Origin of the sequence: Vibrio rumoiensis (assembly GCF_002218045.2) — a bacterium.
Taxonomy (GTDB): Bacteria; Pseudomonadota; Gammaproteobacteria; order Enterobacterales; family Vibrionaceae; genus Vibrio; species Vibrio rumoiensis.
On sequence record NZ_AP018685.1, the window covers coordinates 1,990,416 to 2,010,462 of the forward strand.

16 protein-coding genes are annotated in these 20,047 nt (G+C 41.7%); 8 read left to right on the top strand and 8 right to left on the bottom strand.

The annotated features are described in order from the left end of the window. Nucleotides 1–303 precede the first annotated feature (303 nt). Nucleotides 304–906, top strand: coding sequence for a YitT family protein (locus VRUMOI_RS09155; protein ID WP_162598389.1), 603 nt, complete (start codon nucleotides 304–306; stop codon nucleotides 904–906). A gap of 73 nt (nucleotides 907–979) precedes the next feature. Here VRUMOI_RS09155 and VRUMOI_RS09160 read toward each other — a convergent pair whose 3' ends face one another. The 6 genes from VRUMOI_RS09160 to VRUMOI_RS09185 form a co-directional block, all read right to left on the bottom strand. Beyond that, nucleotides 980–1,375 carry an MliC family protein gene (locus VRUMOI_RS09160; RefSeq protein WP_089140545.1) on the bottom strand — a complete coding sequence of 132 codons (396 nt, stop codon included), beginning with the start codon at nucleotides 1,373–1,375 and terminating at the stop codon, nucleotides 980–982. A 14-nt stretch (nucleotides 1,376–1,389) separates the two neighbouring features. Then, the gene (locus VRUMOI_RS09165) at nucleotides 1,390–2,385 is read right to left on the bottom strand and encodes an ABC transporter ATP-binding protein (protein ID WP_089140544.1); all 996 of its coding nucleotides are present in this window, start codon (nucleotides 2,383–2,385) and stop codon (nucleotides 1,390–1,392) included. Continuing rightward, a complete protein-coding gene (locus VRUMOI_RS09170; protein ID WP_089140624.1) occupies nucleotides 2,382–3,410 on the bottom strand; it encodes an ABC transporter ATP-binding protein in 1,029 nt (342 codons plus the stop codon). Before VRUMOI_RS09170 ends, VRUMOI_RS09165 begins: the two co-directional genes overlap by 4 nt. A gap of 222 nt (nucleotides 3,411–3,632) precedes the next feature. Beyond that, nucleotides 3,633–5,480, bottom strand: a complete 1,848-nt coding sequence (locus VRUMOI_RS09175; protein WP_089140543.1) for an extracellular solute-binding protein — start codon at nucleotides 5,478–5,480, stop codon at nucleotides 3,633–3,635. Nucleotides 5,481–5,514: 34 nt separating this feature from the next. Continuing rightward, nucleotides 5,515–6,561, bottom strand: a complete 1,047-nt coding sequence (locus tag VRUMOI_RS09180; protein WP_089140542.1) for an ABC transporter permease — start codon at nucleotides 6,559–6,561, stop codon at nucleotides 5,515–5,517. Between the two features lies 1 nt (nucleotide 6,562). Next, nucleotides 6,563–7,591 (bottom strand): ABC transporter permease subunit, encoded by a 1,029-nt coding sequence (locus VRUMOI_RS09185; RefSeq protein ID WP_089140541.1) that lies wholly within the window; start codon nucleotides 7,589–7,591, stop codon nucleotides 6,563–6,565. A 299-nt stretch (nucleotides 7,592–7,890) separates the two neighbouring features. Here VRUMOI_RS09185 and VRUMOI_RS09190 point away from each other — a divergent pair, with 299 nt between their 5' ends. Next, on the top strand, nucleotides 7,891–10,473 hold the full coding sequence (locus VRUMOI_RS09190; protein ID WP_089140540.1) for an EAL domain-containing protein: 2,583 nt from the start codon (nucleotides 7,891–7,893) through the stop codon (nucleotides 10,471–10,473). Between the two features lie 60 nt (nucleotides 10,474–10,533). Here VRUMOI_RS09190 and gmhB read toward each other — a convergent pair whose 3' ends face one another. After that, nucleotides 10,534–11,088 carry a D-glycero-beta-D-manno-heptose 1,7-bisphosphate 7-phosphatase gene (gmhB, locus tag VRUMOI_RS09195; RefSeq protein WP_089140539.1) on the bottom strand — a complete coding sequence of 185 codons (555 nt, stop codon included), beginning with the start codon at nucleotides 11,086–11,088 and terminating at the stop codon, nucleotides 10,534–10,536. A 294-nt stretch (nucleotides 11,089–11,382) separates the two neighbouring features. Here gmhB and metN point away from each other — a divergent pair, with 294 nt between their 5' ends. From metN to VRUMOI_RS09220, 4 genes are all read left to right on the top strand, one after another. Further along, nucleotides 11,383–12,417 carry a methionine ABC transporter ATP-binding protein MetN gene (gene metN, locus VRUMOI_RS09200; RefSeq protein ID WP_089140538.1) on the top strand — a complete coding sequence of 345 codons (1,035 nt, stop codon included), beginning with the start codon at nucleotides 11,383–11,385 and terminating at the stop codon, nucleotides 12,415–12,417. Continuing rightward, nucleotides 12,407–13,090 carry a methionine ABC transporter permease gene (locus tag VRUMOI_RS09205; protein ID WP_089140537.1) on the top strand — a complete coding sequence of 228 codons (684 nt, stop codon included), beginning with the start codon at nucleotides 12,407–12,409 and terminating at the stop codon, nucleotides 13,088–13,090. The genes metN and VRUMOI_RS09205 overlap by 11 nt, the downstream gene beginning before the upstream one ends. Nucleotides 13,091–13,280: 190 nt before the next feature. Next, nucleotides 13,281–14,078: a methionine ABC transporter substrate-binding lipoprotein MetQ gene (metQ, locus tag VRUMOI_RS09215; protein ID WP_089140535.1), complete on the top strand. Its 798-nt coding sequence runs from the start codon at nucleotides 13,281–13,283 to the stop codon at nucleotides 14,076–14,078. Nucleotides 14,079–14,288: 210 nt separating this feature from the next. After that, entirely contained in the window at nucleotides 14,289–15,416 is a 1,128-nt protein-coding gene (locus VRUMOI_RS09220) for an acyl-CoA desaturase (RefSeq protein ID WP_089140534.1), read from the top strand. A 101-nt stretch (nucleotides 15,417–15,517) separates the two neighbouring features. Here the strand turns inward: VRUMOI_RS09220 and VRUMOI_RS09225 are convergent, their stop codons facing one another. Beyond that, nucleotides 15,518–17,107, bottom strand: coding sequence for an AbgT family transporter (locus tag VRUMOI_RS09225; protein WP_089140533.1), 1,590 nt, complete (start codon nucleotides 17,105–17,107; stop codon nucleotides 15,518–15,520). Nucleotides 17,108–17,443: 336 nt separating this feature from the next. On the opposite strand from VRUMOI_RS09225, the gene tsaA reads away from it, so the two are divergent. Together tsaA and VRUMOI_RS09235 are read left to right on the top strand one after the other, a co-directional pair. Further along, nucleotides 17,444–18,175, top strand: coding sequence for a tRNA (N6-threonylcarbamoyladenosine(37)-N6)-methyltransferase TrmO (gene tsaA / locus VRUMOI_RS09230; protein WP_089140532.1), 732 nt, complete (start codon nucleotides 17,444–17,446; stop codon nucleotides 18,173–18,175). A 92-nt stretch (nucleotides 18,176–18,267) separates the two neighbouring features. Further along, on the top strand, nucleotides 18,268–19,983 hold the full coding sequence (locus VRUMOI_RS09235; protein WP_089140531.1) for a proline--tRNA ligase: 1,716 nt from the start codon (nucleotides 18,268–18,270) through the stop codon (nucleotides 19,981–19,983). The last annotated feature ends 64 nt before the right edge of the window (nucleotides 19,984–20,047 follow it).

A 20,047-nucleotide genomic window follows, 5' to 3' on the forward strand; every position in this document is an offset into this window, starting at 1 on the left:
CGACGCAAAGCAAACGTTTTCGTCACTGATTTGGATGGGGCTATTCTACCTAATTTGATTCATATCAGAAAGTAGCAATATGAACTTTCTGCATGCGAAAAGTTAACCATTAAGTTGAAAGAAAGTAATAGTGAGTAAATATCCACCACTTCACACTTAATATGTAAAAAACCATATCGTAAGTTTACATTTTCGTAAACATTCAAATACAAGTATCTAACACCAAATTTCCCATAAAACTATCATAATCACAATTCATTGATTAAAATTTTGCTCATTATGGACAAGAAAATTATTTCAATGATTGAAAAACACACAATATATGAAGATGGCATCGCTTTATTAGTGGGCAGCTTTCTGGTTGCTCTCGGCGTATTCTTTCTATCCTCAGCACAACTCATTACCGGCGGAACCGCGGGCTTAGCGCTACTATTTAGCCAGTTAACTGTTTTGTCTTTTGGCACCTTATACTTTTTTATTAATCTACCATTTTATGCTTTGGCTTGGCTACGGTTTGGTAAAGCATTTGCTATGAATAGTTTAATTGCTGGAGCGTTGGTTTCCATCTTTGCCGATCAGCTGCACCACTTTATTCAACTGAGCCGAATCAGTGACGTATTTAGTGCGATAGCCGGAGGGTTATTGATTGGAATAGGAATGCTGATTTTATTCCGTCATCGTTCAAGTTTGGGTGGATTCAATGTGATGTGTTTGCTAATCCAAGATAAAACCGGAATTTCGGTCGGTAAAACTCAGATGGTGCTCGATTGCAGTATTGTCGTTGCATCCCTGTTTTTTGTCTCAACATGGATCATAGCCTTGTCGGTACTCGGCGCTATCGTATTAAACATCACGCTTGCCATGAACCATAAGCCCACTCGCTATACGGTGAAATACCAACAATAGTTCACTTCAGCGTCGGGTCATTAAAACATGAAAATAAACGCAATAAAAAAGGGCTCATTTGCCCTTTTTTACTTTACTTCACAAGAAAACAGTCATTGAATGTTTCATGATTTAAGGTAATTGTCGCCTTATCACCTTTTTCCCAAAATATTTGCATACCATCGACAGATGCGTATTTGCTGCCTGATGCCGATTCAACGCGAGTCAGTGGATAAGATCCCGAACGTTCCACCAGCATTGCTTGTTCTTGACCAGAGTATTCAATCAAAAAAGGCTTCTCAAACTGACCTTGCGATTCACTTTCCGACTGATCAATGCGGCATTTATAAGCCACGCTGGTTACTTTAACGCCATCAACCGACGTCGTGGTTGCGATATTGTCTGTATTCGGTTTTTCTTCAACCGTGGTACACCCAGCTAATAATGCAACTGAAAGTACTGTCAATAAAAACGATTTATTGTATGTCATAAATCACCATCCAATTAATTATATAAAAAACACGAGACAGAATGATGAGAACCTTCATCTTCTATCAAAACTGGCTGTTGTTGGCATTTTGACATGACTTTAGGGCAGCGTGAAGCAAAGCGACAACCTTTAGGCCTATCAATCGGTGATGGAATATCTCCTTTTAATAAAATTCGCTCACCAATACCTTGCTCTTGTAATCGAAGCTTAGCATTTCTGTATTTAGGATGAGTGATCGGAATCGCCGATAATAAAGATTGGGTATATGGATGTTTCGGATGCTGATAAACACTTTGCGCTTCGCCGTATTCAACAATTTGCCCCAAATACATCACGGCAATTTTGTCGGAAATATGACGAATCACCGATAAATCATGAGCAATAAAAATTAAGGTCAGCTCCATTTCTTGTTGCAACTCGAGCAGTAAATTTAAGATTTGAGCTTGCACCGACACATCCAACGCCGACACTGACTCATCACACACCACGAGTTTCGGCTTTAAGGCTATGGCGCGCGCGATACCAATACGCTGCTTTTGACCACCAGAAAACTCATGCGGATAACGCTCAGCTGCATCTGGTGTTAAGCCTACTTTTAGCAGCAACTCTGATACCCATTGTTTTCTTTCCTCTTGTGTCCCCAATTTATGGATGACAAACGGCTCTTGTAAAATCATCCCAACAGTATGACGAGGATTTAATGACTCCGTCGGATCTTGAAATACCATTTGCATTTCTTGGCGTAACGAACGCATTGCCTTGTTATCAAACTGGCAAATATCTTGCCCTTCAAATAAGATCTGCCCACTGGTTGGTTCATATAAACGTAATAAGCTGCGACCAAGGGTGCTTTTTCCGCAACCCGATTCCCCCACGATCCCAAGCGTTTCACCTTTATGGACCACCAGAGACACGTCATCAACCGCATGTACGGTGTAGCCTTTTTTCAACAAGCCCTTTCCTGAATGAAAGTACTGCTTAAGATTTTTAATACGAAGTAACTCACTCATACAGCAGGCTCCTGACCATTACCTTTGGCACGTAAATCAGACCAAAAATGACAACTCACTTGATGCTCAGCATTTTTCATTTCTAGGATAGGAGCTTGTTGCAAGCATTTATCTTGTTGATAAGGGCAACGTGAGGCAAATCGACATCCCACAGGCATCTCATTGAGGTTAGGCACCGCGCCTTCAATGGTCGGTAAAATAGCTTTTGGAATAGATTGACTATTGGGCATAGAAGCCAGTAACCCTTGAGTGTATGGATGGCTTGGGTGATCGAACAGTTCAAACACATCAGCTTGCTCGACGACTTTCCCCGCATACATCACCACTACCTGATCACAGATCTCAGCTACTACGCCTAAATCATGGGTGATAAAGATAATCGACATGCCCGTTTCTTGTTGCAGTGATGTCATCAAATCTAAAATTTGCGCCTGCACGGTCACATCAAGCGCCGTGGTCGGTTCATCACAAATTAGCACATCAGGCTTACACGCTAAGGCAATCGCGATCATCACACGTTGACGCATTCCGCCAGATAATTGATGCGGAAATTCAAGCATTCTTTGTGTAGCAGAAGGAATACCAACTTTTTCTAGCATTTCGAGTGACAATTGATAACGCTGTTTTTTCTTCAATTCAGGTTGATGTAATTGATAGACTTCCATCAATTGCTTACCAATGGTATGAACCGGATTAAGCGCGGTCATCGGATCTTGGAAAATCATCGAAATCGCATTACCACGCATTTGGTACATTTTATCCGGGGTTAAAGAAGCAAGATCATCGATTTTACCTTGATGGGCATAATCAATTCGCCCTTCAACGATATTCCCAAAGGGTTTTGGCAATAAACCCATAATCGACATCGCTGTGACGCTTTTACCACATCCCGACTCACCTACAATGCCGACGGTTTTCCCTTTAGGGACATGGAAAGTCACCCCATCAAGCACACGAACTTGACCATTATCGGTTTCAAATTCAGTGCATAGATCGGTAATGGTTAATACAACATTTGAAGTCATTTGGGTCCCGTTAATTAAACTTTGTTCGGCTCTCGTCGCTCGGCCGCTTCGCTTATCGTTACTCGAAAAAGATAAAAAGAAAATTACCGATAAACGAGAAGTGAAACGCCCGAGACTCGCATTACGAAAACACTTTCTCCTCCCGAGCATAGCGTCCCCGAAAATCGGCACTCGCGGTGACTTTTCCTAGAAACTCGGGACGAGTAACCTAGCATCCTCTTTTTACTTATATTTCTCATCAACAATAGTGACTGGCTCAAACGATTTGCCTGAATCCATTGCTTCTTTAGTTTCATTTTTTACATCTTGATCGATCCAAAATGTTCCTAATCCCCCGACAAAACCGGCAGGATAAAATAAAACCTCCGCTTGTTTCGTTGCGAATTCTTTTGGCAACTTCATCCAACGCCAATAACCTTCACGTGCATATGGCACGCTATAACCAGAAATGATCACTTTCGCATCATCAATTTTCTGTTGGATTTGTCGTGATAATTGATGCTTCTTCTCTAAATCAAATTCGTTGCGATAAGACTCGATTAACTTATCCAATTCAGGTGAACTGTAGTTGGTAAAGTTATTGTTTTGCGGTTTATTCGCAAATTCAGAAGAGAAGTACTGCCAGTAAACCGGAATACGTGAAGCGGACATATCATGAAATGACAATTGATGCTTTTTCTCAAGCACATATTTAAACATGCTAGAGCCATCGATCAGGTTAAGCGTTAAATCTAAACCCGCTAATTTGGCTTGTTCACGTAAATAAGCAATGCGTGGCGTATGCGCAGGCGTTGCGTAGGTCACCGCAAAACTCAATCGCTGACCTTTGTCATTTTGACGGATGCCATCGGGACCTATTTGAGCAAAGCCTGCTTTTTCAAAAAAAGAAACCGCTAATTTTGGTTCAAATTTTGGTGCGGAAATATCAGGTTGATCATACTCACCATGCCCGCTCCCCATTGGATTATTTTTACGAACATAGTCATTACGCAAGATTTTATTTAACATGCCATCATAATCCATCGCATGCATTAAACCCTGACGTACATTAATATCATCTAGCATTGGCATCGCGGTATTCAACCAAATGCCTCCCGCCCCGACTGGCGCTTGATTAAACGCCCACGCTTTATGAATATAACCTTTATCGTAGTTTTCACCGACGGCTTTATCATGCCAAAGCGTAGGTCGTAATAATGCAAATGAGTCAAGTTGGCCTTTTTCAAAATATTTGAATGCAATATCCGGATCTCGAATAACTTTGATGCTGATTTTTTCAACGTTGAAACGATGCTGGTAGTACTTATTACCGTAACCCCACCAGTCTTTCACATGCTTAAAGCTCACCGCTTTACCTTTATCAATATCATCAATGTAATACGGACCTACGGTCGGCTCGGGCTTAAAGTTATAGCGACGAACAAAATCATCGGCAATACCATCGTCATTTTCATCTTTACGAGGATTAGCATAAAAATGAGCCGGGATCGGTGACAGGTTCACATAATCCATCAACTCATCGGGATTTCTTGGTTTACCTGAAACAACAGCAATGGTGTGATCATCATAAGCAATCACATCACTGACTTCCTTGGTATAAAAATCGTTGTACCACGGCGCGACGATATCTTTCGAGCGCATCAGTTGCAGAATAAAGGTGAAGTCTTTGGCGGTAACCGGCTTGCCATCGCTCCATTTTGCTTTGGGATCAAGCTTGAAATACACCGTTTTATGATCATCGGAAAATGCCCAAGAAGTGGCAATCGATGGTAACCAATTATCAGTATTAGGATGCCGATCGAGCAGCGCCATGGTAGAACGGCTCCATGCTGCAAAAGTGCCGTTGGCATCCGGGCCAACTGTACGAAAAGTTTGTGGAAAGCTCGCCATGTAGGTGTGATAAATACCACCAAATTTAGCGTCTGGCGAAGCAAAAATAGGATCGTTATTATTAGTCTGCCAATCTAAGTTATCGGGCAGCTGAGCGGCATTAATCAGCGGTGATGAAAGCGTAAGGTAAAATGAAAAACCTGCCGCGATGAATGCTCGTGTCGTTTTCAATAGAGTCATGGTTTGTCCTTAAACATAGTCTTTCTATTCTCATTTAAACATATTTGGTAAAACGTTTGGGATCAAAGGCTTCACGAATGGCTTCACCAATAAAGGTCACCATGATTAATACCGATACAATGGCCGTTACCACTGAAATGGCAATCCAAGGGGCATCGAGATTAGATTTACCTTGTTGCAGTAATTCCCCCCAACTCGGTGTTGGTGGCATCAGGCCTAGCCCTAGGTAATCTAATGCCGTTAACGCTGTAATATTGGCGACAATAGTAAAGGGCGCCAGAGTCACTATCATCACCATCGTATTTGGCAAAATATGATGAAATAAAATTCGCCAATTCGAGGCCCCTAACGCTTTAGCCGCTAAGGTATATTCTCGCGCTTTTTCTTTGTATGTCATGGTGCGCATATACCAAGTCATCCCCATCCAGCCAAATAACACATTAATGAAGGTGAACAACATAAAGCTTGGCTGCATAATTGAGACTAAAATCATGATCACATACAAAAACGGCACCATCGACCAGATTTCAATAAACCGTTGAAAGAACAAATCGAACTTACCGCCCCAAAAACCCATCACACAACCAACGGTAACGCCTATCGCATAAGAGATCACCATGGTTAACAGAGCAAATCCCATCGCGATCCTAAAGCCATATAATAAACGAGCTAAAATATCTCGCCCTATGGTATCGGTACCTAAATAATGTTTTGCGTCCATACTTGGTGCCGCAGGGGGGAAATCGCTATCAAAATCTTGTTCATAAGGATTCCAAGGTACAAGCGGCATAATCACCAAACCTTGGGGATCTTTTTCACTTATCACTTTTTGAAGCTGACGGTAATTGGTTTCCGATTGGTAACCGAGCTCAAAGGTAGTACCAGAAATCACATCAGCATACGTCGGGAAATACCATTGGTCTTGATACTTGACCACAATGGCGCGGCTATTCACCAGCAGCTCTGCCAATAATGCGAGCACAAATAAAAACGTTAAAATCATTAGCGACCAATAACCACGTTTGATCGCTTTAAAGCGCTTCAGTTTCTTTTGCGTTAAAGGATTCGATATCAAGGTCATATCAGGCTCCAAACTTAATGCGAGGATCAACTAAAGCGACGCAAATATCCGACAAAATATTGCCAATCAGTAGCATCAAGGCATTGATCGCAAATAAGCCCATCACCACCGGATAATCTCGCTCCATGATCGATTCATACCCCAAAAGCCCGATCCCATTAATATTAAAAATCACTTCAATTAAAAATGACCCTGTTAAGAAGAACATTAGTGAATTACCAAATGAGCTGGCAACCGGAATCAAACTGTTTCGCAATGCATGTCGCTTAATCGCTTGTTTAAACGGTAACCCTTTTGCGATAGCGGTTCGCACATAATCGGCCGCTAAGTTTTCCATTAAGTTATTTTTCATCGTCATGGTTAATAGAGCAAAGTCCCCAATCAAATAACAAAAAAGAGGCAACACCGCATGCCACAGCACATCTTTAATTTGCTGTGGCAGGGTGAAGTACTCAAAATCATCACTGACAAAACCGCCCATCGGAAACCATTCCAAATGGAAGCTAAAAAGACTCAGCAATAAAACCCCTATGACATAACCGGGCAAAGCAAATCCGACAAAGATAAAAATAGAACTGGAGGAATCGATGACACTACCATGTCGGAGTGCTTTGAGATAACCAAGAGGAATTGAAACGAAATAACTGATTAGAAACGTCATACCGCCATAAAATAACGATACGGGTAAACGCTCAGCAATCATATCGGTGACGGGCTCGTAATAACGCGTTGACTCACCGAGATCCAATTGAATGAGTTTGGTTAACCATTGCCAATAAGCTTGTGGAATGGGTTTATCTAAACCATAAAATTCATTAAGCTCGGCAATTTGATCATCAGACAAGGCATTATTTGCCCCTTGCGTTACGCTACTTGATACCGTCGTTTCACCTTGCTGCATCTGTAAGCTAAGCAGCATTCGTTCAACCGGCCCACCAGGCACAAAACGCGTTAAAGTAAATATCAATAAAGTAATGCCAATAAACGTGGGCACCACCAATAATAATCGTCTAATTACATAAGCAAGCATCAAATTCTATCCATTGAAATACTAACAACTCCCACAGCTCAGTAACATATCAAACATCAAGCTGCCTAATACTTTCATCGCTCAACAATAGACGACCGTTATACCACTAACATATTATTGTTTTTAAATAAATTTATTCTAAATCCAATCAGAAAAAACAGACACCAACGTGATTGCAAATATCATTGCGATAAATACCTATACCCCAACCCATAAAGTGTGACGAAGATCTAATTTTCATGGCTAATTTGAACGTTTAAAATTATAATAGCCGCTTCATTATTGCTTGCGAAAACCTCATGCGTACACCAACCATCTCTTTAAGAACGGCGGTTATTTTACCGTTTATGGCTGTTCTACTGCTTACTGTTTGTGTGATTACTCTAATACAAAAACACACTTATCAAGACATGATTAAAGAAATCAGTCATAAACAATTAAGCTCTATTTCACAAAATGTAGATTCTAATTTATCGGCATTTCTCTATGGCCCATACAAAGTTAGTATTGCTTTAAGCCAATCTATTCTCAATGATGGAATATACGCCCCAGAAAACTTAACCCCTCTCGTCAATTATATACGCTCAAACTATAACAACTTAAAAACGCACCTCCCCCAACTCTCATTAATGAAATTTGCTAGTGAGAAAGACGGTTCTTTTGTAGGGTTTCGCGCCGATAGCTCTCACAATTTATCTTTTATAAAGAAAGATCAAACGACCTATGGGAATATGAATATTTACAGCGGTGAAACCGATTCAACCCCTATTTTAGCGACAATACCTAACTATAACCCATTGCCTCGACCATGGTACCAACCAGCAGTACAAGCGGGTAAAACAATTTGGTCAGCACCTTATATTGATCAAGATGAACGCCAAGATATTTCTTTATCCGCCTCAACACCGCTTTATAAAAATAACCAATTAATCGGGGTGTTTTCGTCTGATGTGCGTTTAGCTGAGTTTAGCGATTTCTTAGCCGAACAAAAAAAATTGAACAATGCGTCTATTTTTATCTTTGATGAAGACCATCATCTGATCGCACATTCAAACTTTCACAATTCGATCGCCTCTAACCAAACAAGTAACAAACAACCTTTTATTCATCGCTTAACCACCAACAGTCATGATCCGATCATTAAGGCAACCGCAAGCCAAATTATCGAACAAGGCATTGACTTAACATCTGGTTCTGATTTTACCTTTTCTCTCAATAATGAACGCTACTATAGCTATACCATCCCATTTAGAGACAGTAACGGCATTAAGTGGTCGATTGCTCTAACGACACCCGAGTCAGCATTACTCGGCACTTTACCGACGGAGCAACATAATGCACTTTGGTTTGGCTTATTTGCAGGTCTACTGGCCAGTATTTTTGGCTACTTGGTATTTAGCCGAGTCACTCGCACGTTGAACGCTACCGCAACTGCAGCTTATAAAATAGCGGAAGGTGAATGGGAAACCTCATCACTACCTAAAAGTTGCTATATCCAAGAAACCAATGTTTTGGTCGAAGCGTTTTCAAGTATGACACACAAATTAAAACAGTCTTTTGAGAACCTACGAGAACAGCTTATCTACGATAGCTTAACTCAGCTCTATACCCGCCATGGTTTGGTTGAAGCGTACAACAAATCAACTGCTTCACACTCCGGTACTTTAATTGCGATTGGTATTGCTCGTTTTAGAGACATCAATGATAGCTTTGGTCACTATAAAGGCGATCGCGCTTTATTATTGGTAGCGCAATACTTAAAAGACATAAAAGAAAAAGATCATATTATCTCTCGTAGTTCGGGGGCGGAATTCATCTTGTATATTCCAACGCAAGATGAAGACGCCATTGAAACGATCGCCAACAAAATCCAAGGTCACTTTAAAGCCCCTCAAGAGGTTGGAACGAAACAAATATTGATCACGCCAATATTGGGCATTGCTAGCGTCAATAAGAGTGAAAATCTGCATGATGAGATTAAAAATGCCAGTATTGCACTGAGTTATGCGAAAAAATCCCCGGAAAAACGCGTGAGCTACTCCGATGAGATGGCCAACGAATCAGGCAAACGCATGGAATCGATTGCTGATATCACTAAAGCAATCAGTAACGATGAGTTTATTCCTTTTTATCAACCTATTATGGATGTAAAAAGCGGCAAAATGATTGGGGTTGAGGCACTTGCTCGTTGGATTTCCCCAACGAAAGGCTTAGTTTCCCCACTCGACTTTATTCCGACCGCTGAAGAGTATGGGTTGATCAAACACATTGGTTATAAAATCTTGCTTAAGTCTTGTATTGATACTCAAAAAGCAATCCGTGAAGGTATGTGGGATAAAGACTTCCACTTGCATGTCAATATTTCAGTGAAGCAATTACAGCAAGAACACTTTATTGATGATATCCGTGACATCCTTGAGCAATCTCAACTCGATGTTAAACACCTTACGCTTGAAGTAACCGAAAGTAATATGGCCGATGCCGACACCATGGTTATGCAAAATATGAAAGCCATTCGGGCACTTGGCATTGGTATCGCTATTGATGATTTTGGTACTGGTTACTCATCATTATCATACTTACATAAACTGCCTTTTGATTGCTTAAAAATCGATCGGGCATTTATCAAAGATCTTGATACAGAAAATGCGCCGTCGTCCATCGCGGCAATCATCATGGGAATGGCGCAAAACATGAGTGTTACTGTGGTTTCCGAAGGGGTCGAAACCGAAGGACAAGCTCAAATATTAAAAGACTTAGGTTGCCAACAAGCTCAAGGCTTCCTATACGCTAAACCGCAACCTTTCGAAGAGTGGGTAAAACTGGCGACGAATAACGACTGTAATAACCATCAGAAAAAATTAACCACCTCGTCTCAATAAAAAACGCCCAATGAAGTCAATCATTGGGCGTTTTTTTCAAACAACAAAGTTTCAGGAAACCTATCGCTCAGCAAGGTACTTCGGTACATCTTTAATACTATCTAACACCACATCGGCTAAAGACTGAGACTCTTCCGTTACCTTTTTACCTGTACGCACTAAAATTTTGTGCTTCAAGCCTGCCGCAATCGCCGCTTTCATATCATCGGCTTTATCACCAATCATGACAGAGCGTGACATATCGATATCCAACTCTTCTTGAGCTGAAATAAACATCCCAGGAGCAGGCTTACGACAATCACACACTTGAGCGTATTTTTCTACCGAACCGTCAGGATGATGTGGGCAATAATAAAAACCATCAAATTCCACCCCTTGATCAACGAAATTCCAGTCCATCCACTCGGTTAAGGTTAAAAATTCTTTCTCTGAATAATAACCACGGGCGATGCCAGACTGATTAGTGACTAACACTAGCAAATAACCTAAATCTTTCAGCGCTTTGGTTGCCTCAAACACACCGTCGATGTATTCAAAGTCATCGACTTTACTGACATAACCATGGTCGACATTAATGACACCATCACGATCGATAAAAACGGCGGGTTTAGACACTATTACACTCTCTCTTTAAGCTCAAACTAATCGTGTTTGAGTCTGAAATTTCTAGTACGTAATTATTGCACGCTTTGCTTTGTTGTTCATTAAGATTAATCCGAGCTAAGTTAGATTAAGTCGGTCTTATCTGAAATAACACTTTAGACGTCTAGACGTAAAAATATCTATTGACTTGAGATGGTGAAAACCATAGCATCATCTACCAAGTCGCAATCACAATGCGTGTTTTCACTAAACTTATACGTTATTGAAAATAGAATATATGGAACGTATTACCCATTAGGTTGTTAAATGATTGAAATTAATCAAGTCAATAAAGTGTTTTATCAAGGCAATAAAAAGATCCCAGCCCTGATAGACATTAATCTTCATATCCCTCAAGGGGAAATCTTTGGTGTAATCGGCTCATCAGGTGCCGGTAAAAGTACCCTTATTCGCTGCGTTAATATGCTAGAAGCCCCAACGTCTGGATCGGTTTTAGTTGATGGCTTAGATCTCACCAAGCTTTCTTCTAAAGAGTTAGGTCAAGCGCGCCGCAATATCGGCATGATTTTCCAGCATTTTAACCTACTGTCTTCTCGAACCGTTTTCGATAATGTAGCGCTACCTTTAGAGTTAGCTCAAACACCAACCAGCGAAATTGAAAAGCGAGTGGAGGAGCTGCTTGATTTAGTGGGTCTTGCCGACAAACGTGACACCTACCCTGCGAATTTAAGTGGTGGACAAAAACAGCGCGTTGCGATTGCACGTGCATTAGCCTCGAAACCAAAAGTATTATTGTGTGATGAAGCGACTAGCGCGCTCGATCCTGCAACCACTAAGTCTATTTTAGAATTGCTAAAAACCATCAATCAGCAGCTTAATTTGACGATTTTAATCATTACTCATGAAATGGATGTGGTGAAAAACATTTGTGACAAAGTGGCGATCATTGGCGGTGGCCGATTAGTGGAACAAGGCCTAGTGAGCGATATTTTTGCCCACCCTAAAACCGAACTGGCACAAGAGTTTATTCGTTCAACGCTCGATTTATCGATTCCTGAAGATTACCAAGCGCGCTTGCAAGACACTCAAGTGGAAGGCTCTATTCCTTTGGTGCGCCTTGAATTTACTGGCTCAACCATTGATGCGCCGGTTATTAGTCAACTCTCTCGCAAGTTTAATGTCGATGTCAGTATTTTGAACTCTGATATTGATTACGCCGGTGGCGTTCGCTTTGGCTTGATGGTTGCAGAACTGTTTGGTGAAAAAGAACAGGTTAAGCAATCTGTTACCTTCTTAAAAGAACACAATATAAAAGTCGAGGTACTTGGCTATGTTTTATGATCACATCATGGATTGGTATTACGATCATCGCACTTTTCGCCTCATTTGGGGCGCGACCTGGGAAACGCTTTACATGGTCGGCATTGCAGGTTTAATCGGCTTTATCATTGGTATTCCGATGGGCGTGATTCTGCATATCACCAAAAAAGGTGGCTTAATCGAAAACCGAGTGGTCAACATGGTGCTTGGTGCCATTGTCAATATTGGCCGCTCAGTTCCTTTCTTGGTATTAATGGTCGCCATTATCCCATTTACGACGTTACTCATTGGTAAATTCATTGGTACTACCGCTGCTATTGTTCCATTGACCGTTGGTGCGATCCCGTTTATTGCTCGCTTAGTGGAAAGCGCTTTAGTTGAAGTGCCAAGCGGCCTAATTGAAGCGGCGCAATCAATGGGTGCGAGCCCAATGCAAATCATCCGCAAAGTATTGTTACCAGAAGCATTACCTTCTATTGTTAACACCATTACTATCACATTGGTTACCTTAGTAAGCTATTCAGCCATGGCAGGAACCGTTGGCGGTGGTGGCCTAGGGGATGTAGCAATGCGTTATGGTTATCAACGCTATCAGCCTGACATCATGTTCATCACCGTTGTGTTATTGGTAGTAGTGGTACAAATTATTCAAATGGTCGGCGATCGAATCGCCAGCCGAGTGGATCATCGTTAATTACAAGAAATAGACCCGAATAAACATATCCAAAGTCATTGGAGTTGCAGTGAGGCGACAAGTGAATGAGACCCCATGAGCATAGTTTACCTATTCGATTGGGGCGAATGAACGCCGTCAACAAAGCTGCGGCTTCAAGTACCAAGGATATAGTCATAAAGAATGCATTTTTATACATGGAGATAAGTATATGAAATTAAAAAGCCTATTTAGCGCAGCTGCGGTTGCTACCTCACTACTTTTAACTGGCACAGCCAATGCTGCCGATAACACTATTAATGTTGGTGTCATTGCAGGGCCAGAAGCACAAGTTGCGGAAGTGGCGGCAAAAGTGGCCAAAGAGAAGTACAACTTAGATGTGAAATTGACCATTTTCTCTGATTACATCATTCCTAACGCCGCTTTAGATGATGGTTCAATTGACCTCAATGCATTCCAACATTTGCCATACCTTGATAAACAAATCAAAGACCGTGGCTACAAAATCAAACCGGTTGGCAATACATTCGTTTACCCAATTGCCGGTTACTCGAAAAAAATTAAATCACTTGATGAGCTGAAAAAAGGCGATAGCATCGCGATTCCAAACGATCCAACTAACGAAGGTCGCGCATTATTACTTCTACAAGAAAAAGGCTTAATTAAACTAGCCGCAGATGCTGGTCTTGAAGCAACGCCTCTTGATATCGTTGAGAACCCTAAAAAGCTAGACTTTGTTGAACTAGAAGCACCACAGCTTCCTAATTCACTACAAGATGTCGCGATTGCGATCATCAACAACACGTTCGCCGCTCAAAACGGTTTAACCGCTGAGAAAAATGGCGTATTTGTTGAAAACAAAGAATCTCCATACGTAAACCTAATCGTTGCGCGTGAAGACAATGCCGATAGCGAAAACGTGAAGAACTTTGTTAAAGCCTACCAAACAGACGAAGTTTACCAAGAAGCAATGAAACTGTTTAACGGTAGTGTTGTAAAAGGTTGGTAATCCAACATTCAACTTACCTAAGTTAAAAACTCATCAATCACAAAGGGTAGCTTCGGCTGCCCTTTTTTGTGCCTCTATTTTGCGGCATAGGAAATGGATTGAAACAAATTATTCATGAGATCTAGATAAAATTGCTCGCATACCCCACTAGACTTACACGTGTAAGCTCGATATTCTAGCGCACACTTGTAGCCTGAAACTTGGTCATTTATGAAAACACAAAATCCTCCTTTCATTTGGTTAAATGTCTTCATCTTCGCTAGCAGTATGTTGCTCGCGGTCGTTGTTGCTCCCATTTACTTTATTAGCCATGGTATTACCGCGGCCCATTGGCTGTGGCTTCTGGTCACCTTTAGCTTTTGTAATCTATGCATCACAGCTGGCTATCACCGCTTGTGGTCACACCGAACTTACCAAGCTCACTGGTCTTTACGGTTTATTTTTGCTTTAGGTGGAGCGTTTGCTCTGCAAAATAGTGCGCTTCATTGGTCATCGGATCATCGAGTTCATCACCGTCATGTTGATAATAACGACAAAGATCCCTACTCCGCTAAACGTGGTTTTTGGTTTTCTCATATTGGCTGGATGCTACGCCACTACCAAAGCGCTGAAGTATATTCTGATTACTCCAACTGCCGAGATCTACAAAAAGAAAAGATCGTCATGTGGCAGCATAAATACTATGTACCTCTTGCGCTGTTAATGAACTTAGGTATTCCGCTTTTATTAGGCATCATTTACCAAGATATTATTGGCATGCTTTTAATGATTGGTGCCGTACGGTTAGTATTGAATCACCACACAACGTTCTTTATTAACTCTCTAGCGCATATCTGGGGAAGCCAACCTTATACCAATAAAAATACCGCTCGTGATAACAGCGTATTAGCGGTACTTACCTTTGGTGAGGGTTACCACAACTTCCATCATATCTTTGAAAATGACTACCGAAATGGTATTCACTGGTGGCAATACGATCCAACAAAATGGCTAATCAAAACCTGCTCATGGTTAAAATTAACCGAAAAGTTGCGTATGACACCGGCCGATAAAATCGAAAAGGCCAAAGCATTGCAATTACTCAATGACACCAAGAAGAAGATTCGCCACTTGCCGAATCAACATGATGTTATCGAAAAAATGCACAAAGAATACGATGCATTAATAAGCCAAATGACAGAATATTATGATTTGAAAAAGCAGCTGATGAGCACTAAAAAGCAAGAGATGATGGAGCAATATGAGCATGCCGTTTTAAAGCTTCGCTATCAACAAATGAAGCAACACTTTAAACAGCAACAATTACAATGGCTGATGTTAATGAAGCAATATGCATAAGCTCTTATCCTCTTATAAATGATGTATATAGAAAATCCCCAAACGATCAAACATCGTTTGGGGATTTTTATTAACGCTTTGAATAACGTTATCAATGTCTCTTAAGGCGTATAGTAGGTTGCAGCTCCTGGACCTACCGGTAGACCTAATACGAATACCCAGATGTAGAACAATAAGCTCCAACCCACTAAGAAACATAACGTATATGGCAGCATGGTAGCGATTAGCGTACCAATACCTAAATTCTTCACATAACGCGATGCCACCGCCAAAATCAAGCCAAAGTAACTCATCATAGGCGTGATTAAGTTAGTCACAGAATCACCAATACGGTAAGCCGCTTGAATGGTTTCTGGTGCATAACCGACTAACATCAACATTGGGATAAAGATAGGTGCTGTTACCGCCCACTGAGCCGATGCTGAACCAATCATTAAGTTGATAAAGCCACACATGATGATGAACGCAAAGAACAAAGCTGGGCCTGTCAGACCGATGGTTTGTAGAAAATCTGCACCACCAACCGCAAACACTTGACCAAAGTTAGTCCACTTAAAGAACGCGACAAATTGCGCAGCAAAGAACACTAAAACAATGTACATACCCATTGAAGACATTGATTTAGACATTGCATTGATCACATCGCGATCATTGTTCATGCTGCCAGTGACTTTACCGTAAATAAAGCCGGGAATAGCAAAGAAGACAAAGATAAAGGCAACAATACTCTTTAAAAATGGAGAGCCCGCGACTTCACCGGTTACCGGATTACGTAATACGCCATTTTCCGGAACAATCGTCCAAGCTAATAAAGCACATACTACCAAGGTTGCAAGACCGGCCATTTTGAGACCTTTCTTTTCCACCGCCGTTAATGCGCCCATTTTATCTTGAGATAAGTCTTCCGCCGCTTCTTCAATTTTGTATTCGCCCAACTTAGGCTCAACAATCTTTTCAGTAACGAAAGCACCGACAATCGCAATAAAGAACGTCGAAATGAACATGAAGTACCAGTTCACTTCAGGGCCAACCGTATAAGTTGGATCAATCATTTGCGCTGCTGATTCGGTGATACCAGAAAGCAGTGGATCGACAGTACCAATCAATAAGTTGGCAGAATAACCACCCGAGACACCAGCAAACGCTGCCGCAAGACCGGCCAATGGGTGACGACCTAATGAATGGAACAACATCGCGGCTAGAGGGATTAGTACCACATAACCTAGCTCAGAAGCCGTATTAGAGATAATACCGGCAAAGATTACTGTGAATGTCACCATGCGTTTTGACGCGCCCATCACCATGCCACGCATTGCAGCAGATAAAAGGCCAGAGTGTTCAGCAATCGCCACCCCCAACATAGCAACCAATACCGTACCTAATGGCGCAAATCCGGTGAAGTTTTTCACCAAATTGGTCACGATAAGCTGCAAGCCTTCCGCATTAAGCAGACTCACCACATGGATAATACCATCGGCAGAACGGCCACTTGCCCCTTCAGGACGCGGATCAACAACCGACACCTCAAAATAACCGGCAATTCCTGATGAAATCAGAATGGCGACACAAAAAATGGCAAATAAAGTGATGGGATGAGGAAGTAAGTTTCCTAAATATTCAACCGAATCGAGAAAGCGGGTAAAAAGCGTTTTCTTCGAGCTATACGGCTTACTCGAACTTTGAGTTGTCATCGGGACCTCCTAGTCAATGACATCCAGCGTTTTGACACTGGCATAACAAAAGGGCGCTTAGGGTACGTGACTCAACAAAATTCAGAAAAGCATAAAATGTTAATAAGTGTAACTGTACTGAAATAAAAATTTATATATATACGGAAAGATAAAAAGTAAAATCTGCAATTTCAATAAAATAGCAGAACTATATAGACTAAAAATCAAACGAATTGAGTGAAATTTAACGATGAATCGGCCTTATCAAGAATGTGATCTTGATCGACACTAGATTATTTCCCATCTCTGACTATTTATCGTTATCATTAACCATTACTTCCTAACTAGATCACGACTATGCCATTTTCCATTGAACCTATTGGGCGAATCCATTCTCCTTATAAAGAAAAATTTTCAGTGCCAAGGCAACCTAGACTAGCCCCTTCAGCAAAGGCTCGCATTGAATTATTCGGTGAAGCAAACTCCCCCGAAGCGGTACGCGGCCTAGAACAATTTAGCCATGTGTGGTTATTGTTTTTATTTGATCAAAACCTAGAAGCTGGTTGGAAGCCAACCGTTCGTCCACCAAGACTTGGCGGTAATGAACGAGTTGGAGTATTTGCTTCGCGTTCCACATTTAGACCAAATGGTATTGGTATCTCTGCGGTAGAAGTCAAAGGCATAACGCAACAAGGCAATCAAACATGGATTGAACTTGGCAGTGTTGATTTAGTTGATAACACACCAATTATTGATATCAAACCTTACATCCCCTATTCAGATGCCATTCCAGATGCGATCGGTGGATTTGCAGAAAGTGAGCCCGATGTATTGCCGGTAATATTTTCAACTTCAGCGCAATTAACGTTGAAATCCCATTCAGAAGGTCAGCATATTCAATCGGTGATTGAGCAGGTTTTAGCGCAAGACCCTCGCCCTGCTTACAAAAAGAATAAGGCCGATGACAAAGAATACGCCACGCATTTATTCGATCTCAACGTCAAATTTAAAGTCGAAAGCGATAGCAGCAGCCATAATCCAGAAATAAATCGCAATTTCATTCATGTAACGTCCATCGAACGCTTTTGAGAAAACCTCAGTGCTGCTATTATTACGGGCTAAATTGCCTCTTTGATTTTGGCTTTCAATTATTAACACTATATAAATAAGCGGGTACAAAAATGCGCACCAGCAAATACCTTGTTTCTACACTAAAAGAAACTCCAAACGACGCAGAAGTGATCAGCCACCAGCTGATGCTACGTGCCGGTATGATCCGTAAACTAGCTTCAGGTCTTTATACTTGGTTACCGACCGGTCTACGCGTGCTGCGTAAAGTTGAAACCATCATTCGTGAAGAAATCAACAATGCAGGTGCCATTGAAACCTTAATGCCCGTTGTTCAACCATTTGAACTATGGGAAGAAACAGGCCGATCTGAAAAAATGGGGCCTGAACTACTTCGCTTTACGGATCGCCACTCTCGTCCATTCGTTCTTAGCCCAACGGCGGAAGAAGTGATCACCAGCCTTGTTCGTAACGAAGTGAGCTCGTACAAACAACTTCCATTGAACTTGTACCAAATCCAAACTAAATTCCGTGATGAGCGCCGCCCACGTTTTGGCGTCATGCGTTCTCGTGAATTCTCAATGATGGATGCTTACAGCTTTGATATCGATAAAGCTGGATTACAGCAATCTTACGATGCAATGCACGATGCTTACTGTAAAGCATTCGACCGCATGGGTTTAGACTACCGCCCAGTCCTTGCTGATAGCGGCGCGATCGGTGGTAACGGCTCTCAAGAATTCCACGTATTAGCAGAAAGTGGTGAAGACCTGATCGTATTCTCAACCGAATCAGACTACGCCGCTAACATTGAAAAAGCAGAAGCTTTGGCACCAACCACTGAACGTGCAGCGCCAACACAAGAAATGACGCTAGTCGATACGCCAAATGCTAAAACCATTGCAGAACTTGTTGAACAACATGGCCTAGCGATTGAGAAAACCGTCAAAACACTATTTGTTAAAGCTTCAGATGAAGTCGATGCCTCGATCATTGCCTTGATCATCCGTGGCGACCACGAGCTAAACGAAATCAAAGCTGAGAACCTACCACAAGTGGCTGCGCCTTTAGAAATGGCAAGCGAAGAAGAAATTCGTCAGCTTATCGGTGCAGGTCCAGGTTCATTGGGCCCTGTAGGCCTTGAATTACCGTTCATTGTTGACCGTTCGGTCGCGGTAATGAGTGACTTCGGTGCCGGCGCTAACGAGGATGATAAACACTACTTCGGTATCAACTGGGGTCGTGATGTTGAATTAGGCCAAATTGAAGACTTACGTAACGTAGTTGAAGGCGACCCTAGCCCATGTGGTCAAGGAACACTACAGCTTAAGCGTGGTATCGAAGTAGGTCATATCTTCCAATTAGGTACTAACTACTCAGAAAAAATGAACTGTGGCGTACTTGATTCAAATGGCAAAAACGTCATTCTAGAAATGGGTTGCTACGGTATTGGTGTCACTCGTGTGGTAGCCGCTGCGATTGAACAAAACCACGATGATTCAGGGATTATCTGGCCAGATGCAATTGCCCCATTCCAAGTCGCCATTGTTCCTATGAACATGCACAAATCTGAGCGCGTAAAAGAAGCAGCAGAAAAACTGTATGCAGAGTTAACCGCCGCGGGTATTGAAGTGCTATTTGATGATCGTAAAGAGCGTCCTGGCGTAATGTTTAAAGATATCGAGTTAATCGGCATTCCTCATACGGTTGTGATCGGCGATCGCAGCATGGATGAAGGTAACTTTGAATATAAAGACCGCAAGAATGGTGACAAAGTTGCGATTGCAATGGATAACATTGTTGAGCACTTGATCAGCAAGATTAAATAATCGCTCATAACACGATAAAAGGCCGCGTGATTGAAGGGTTAATAACCTCAATTACGCGGCCTTT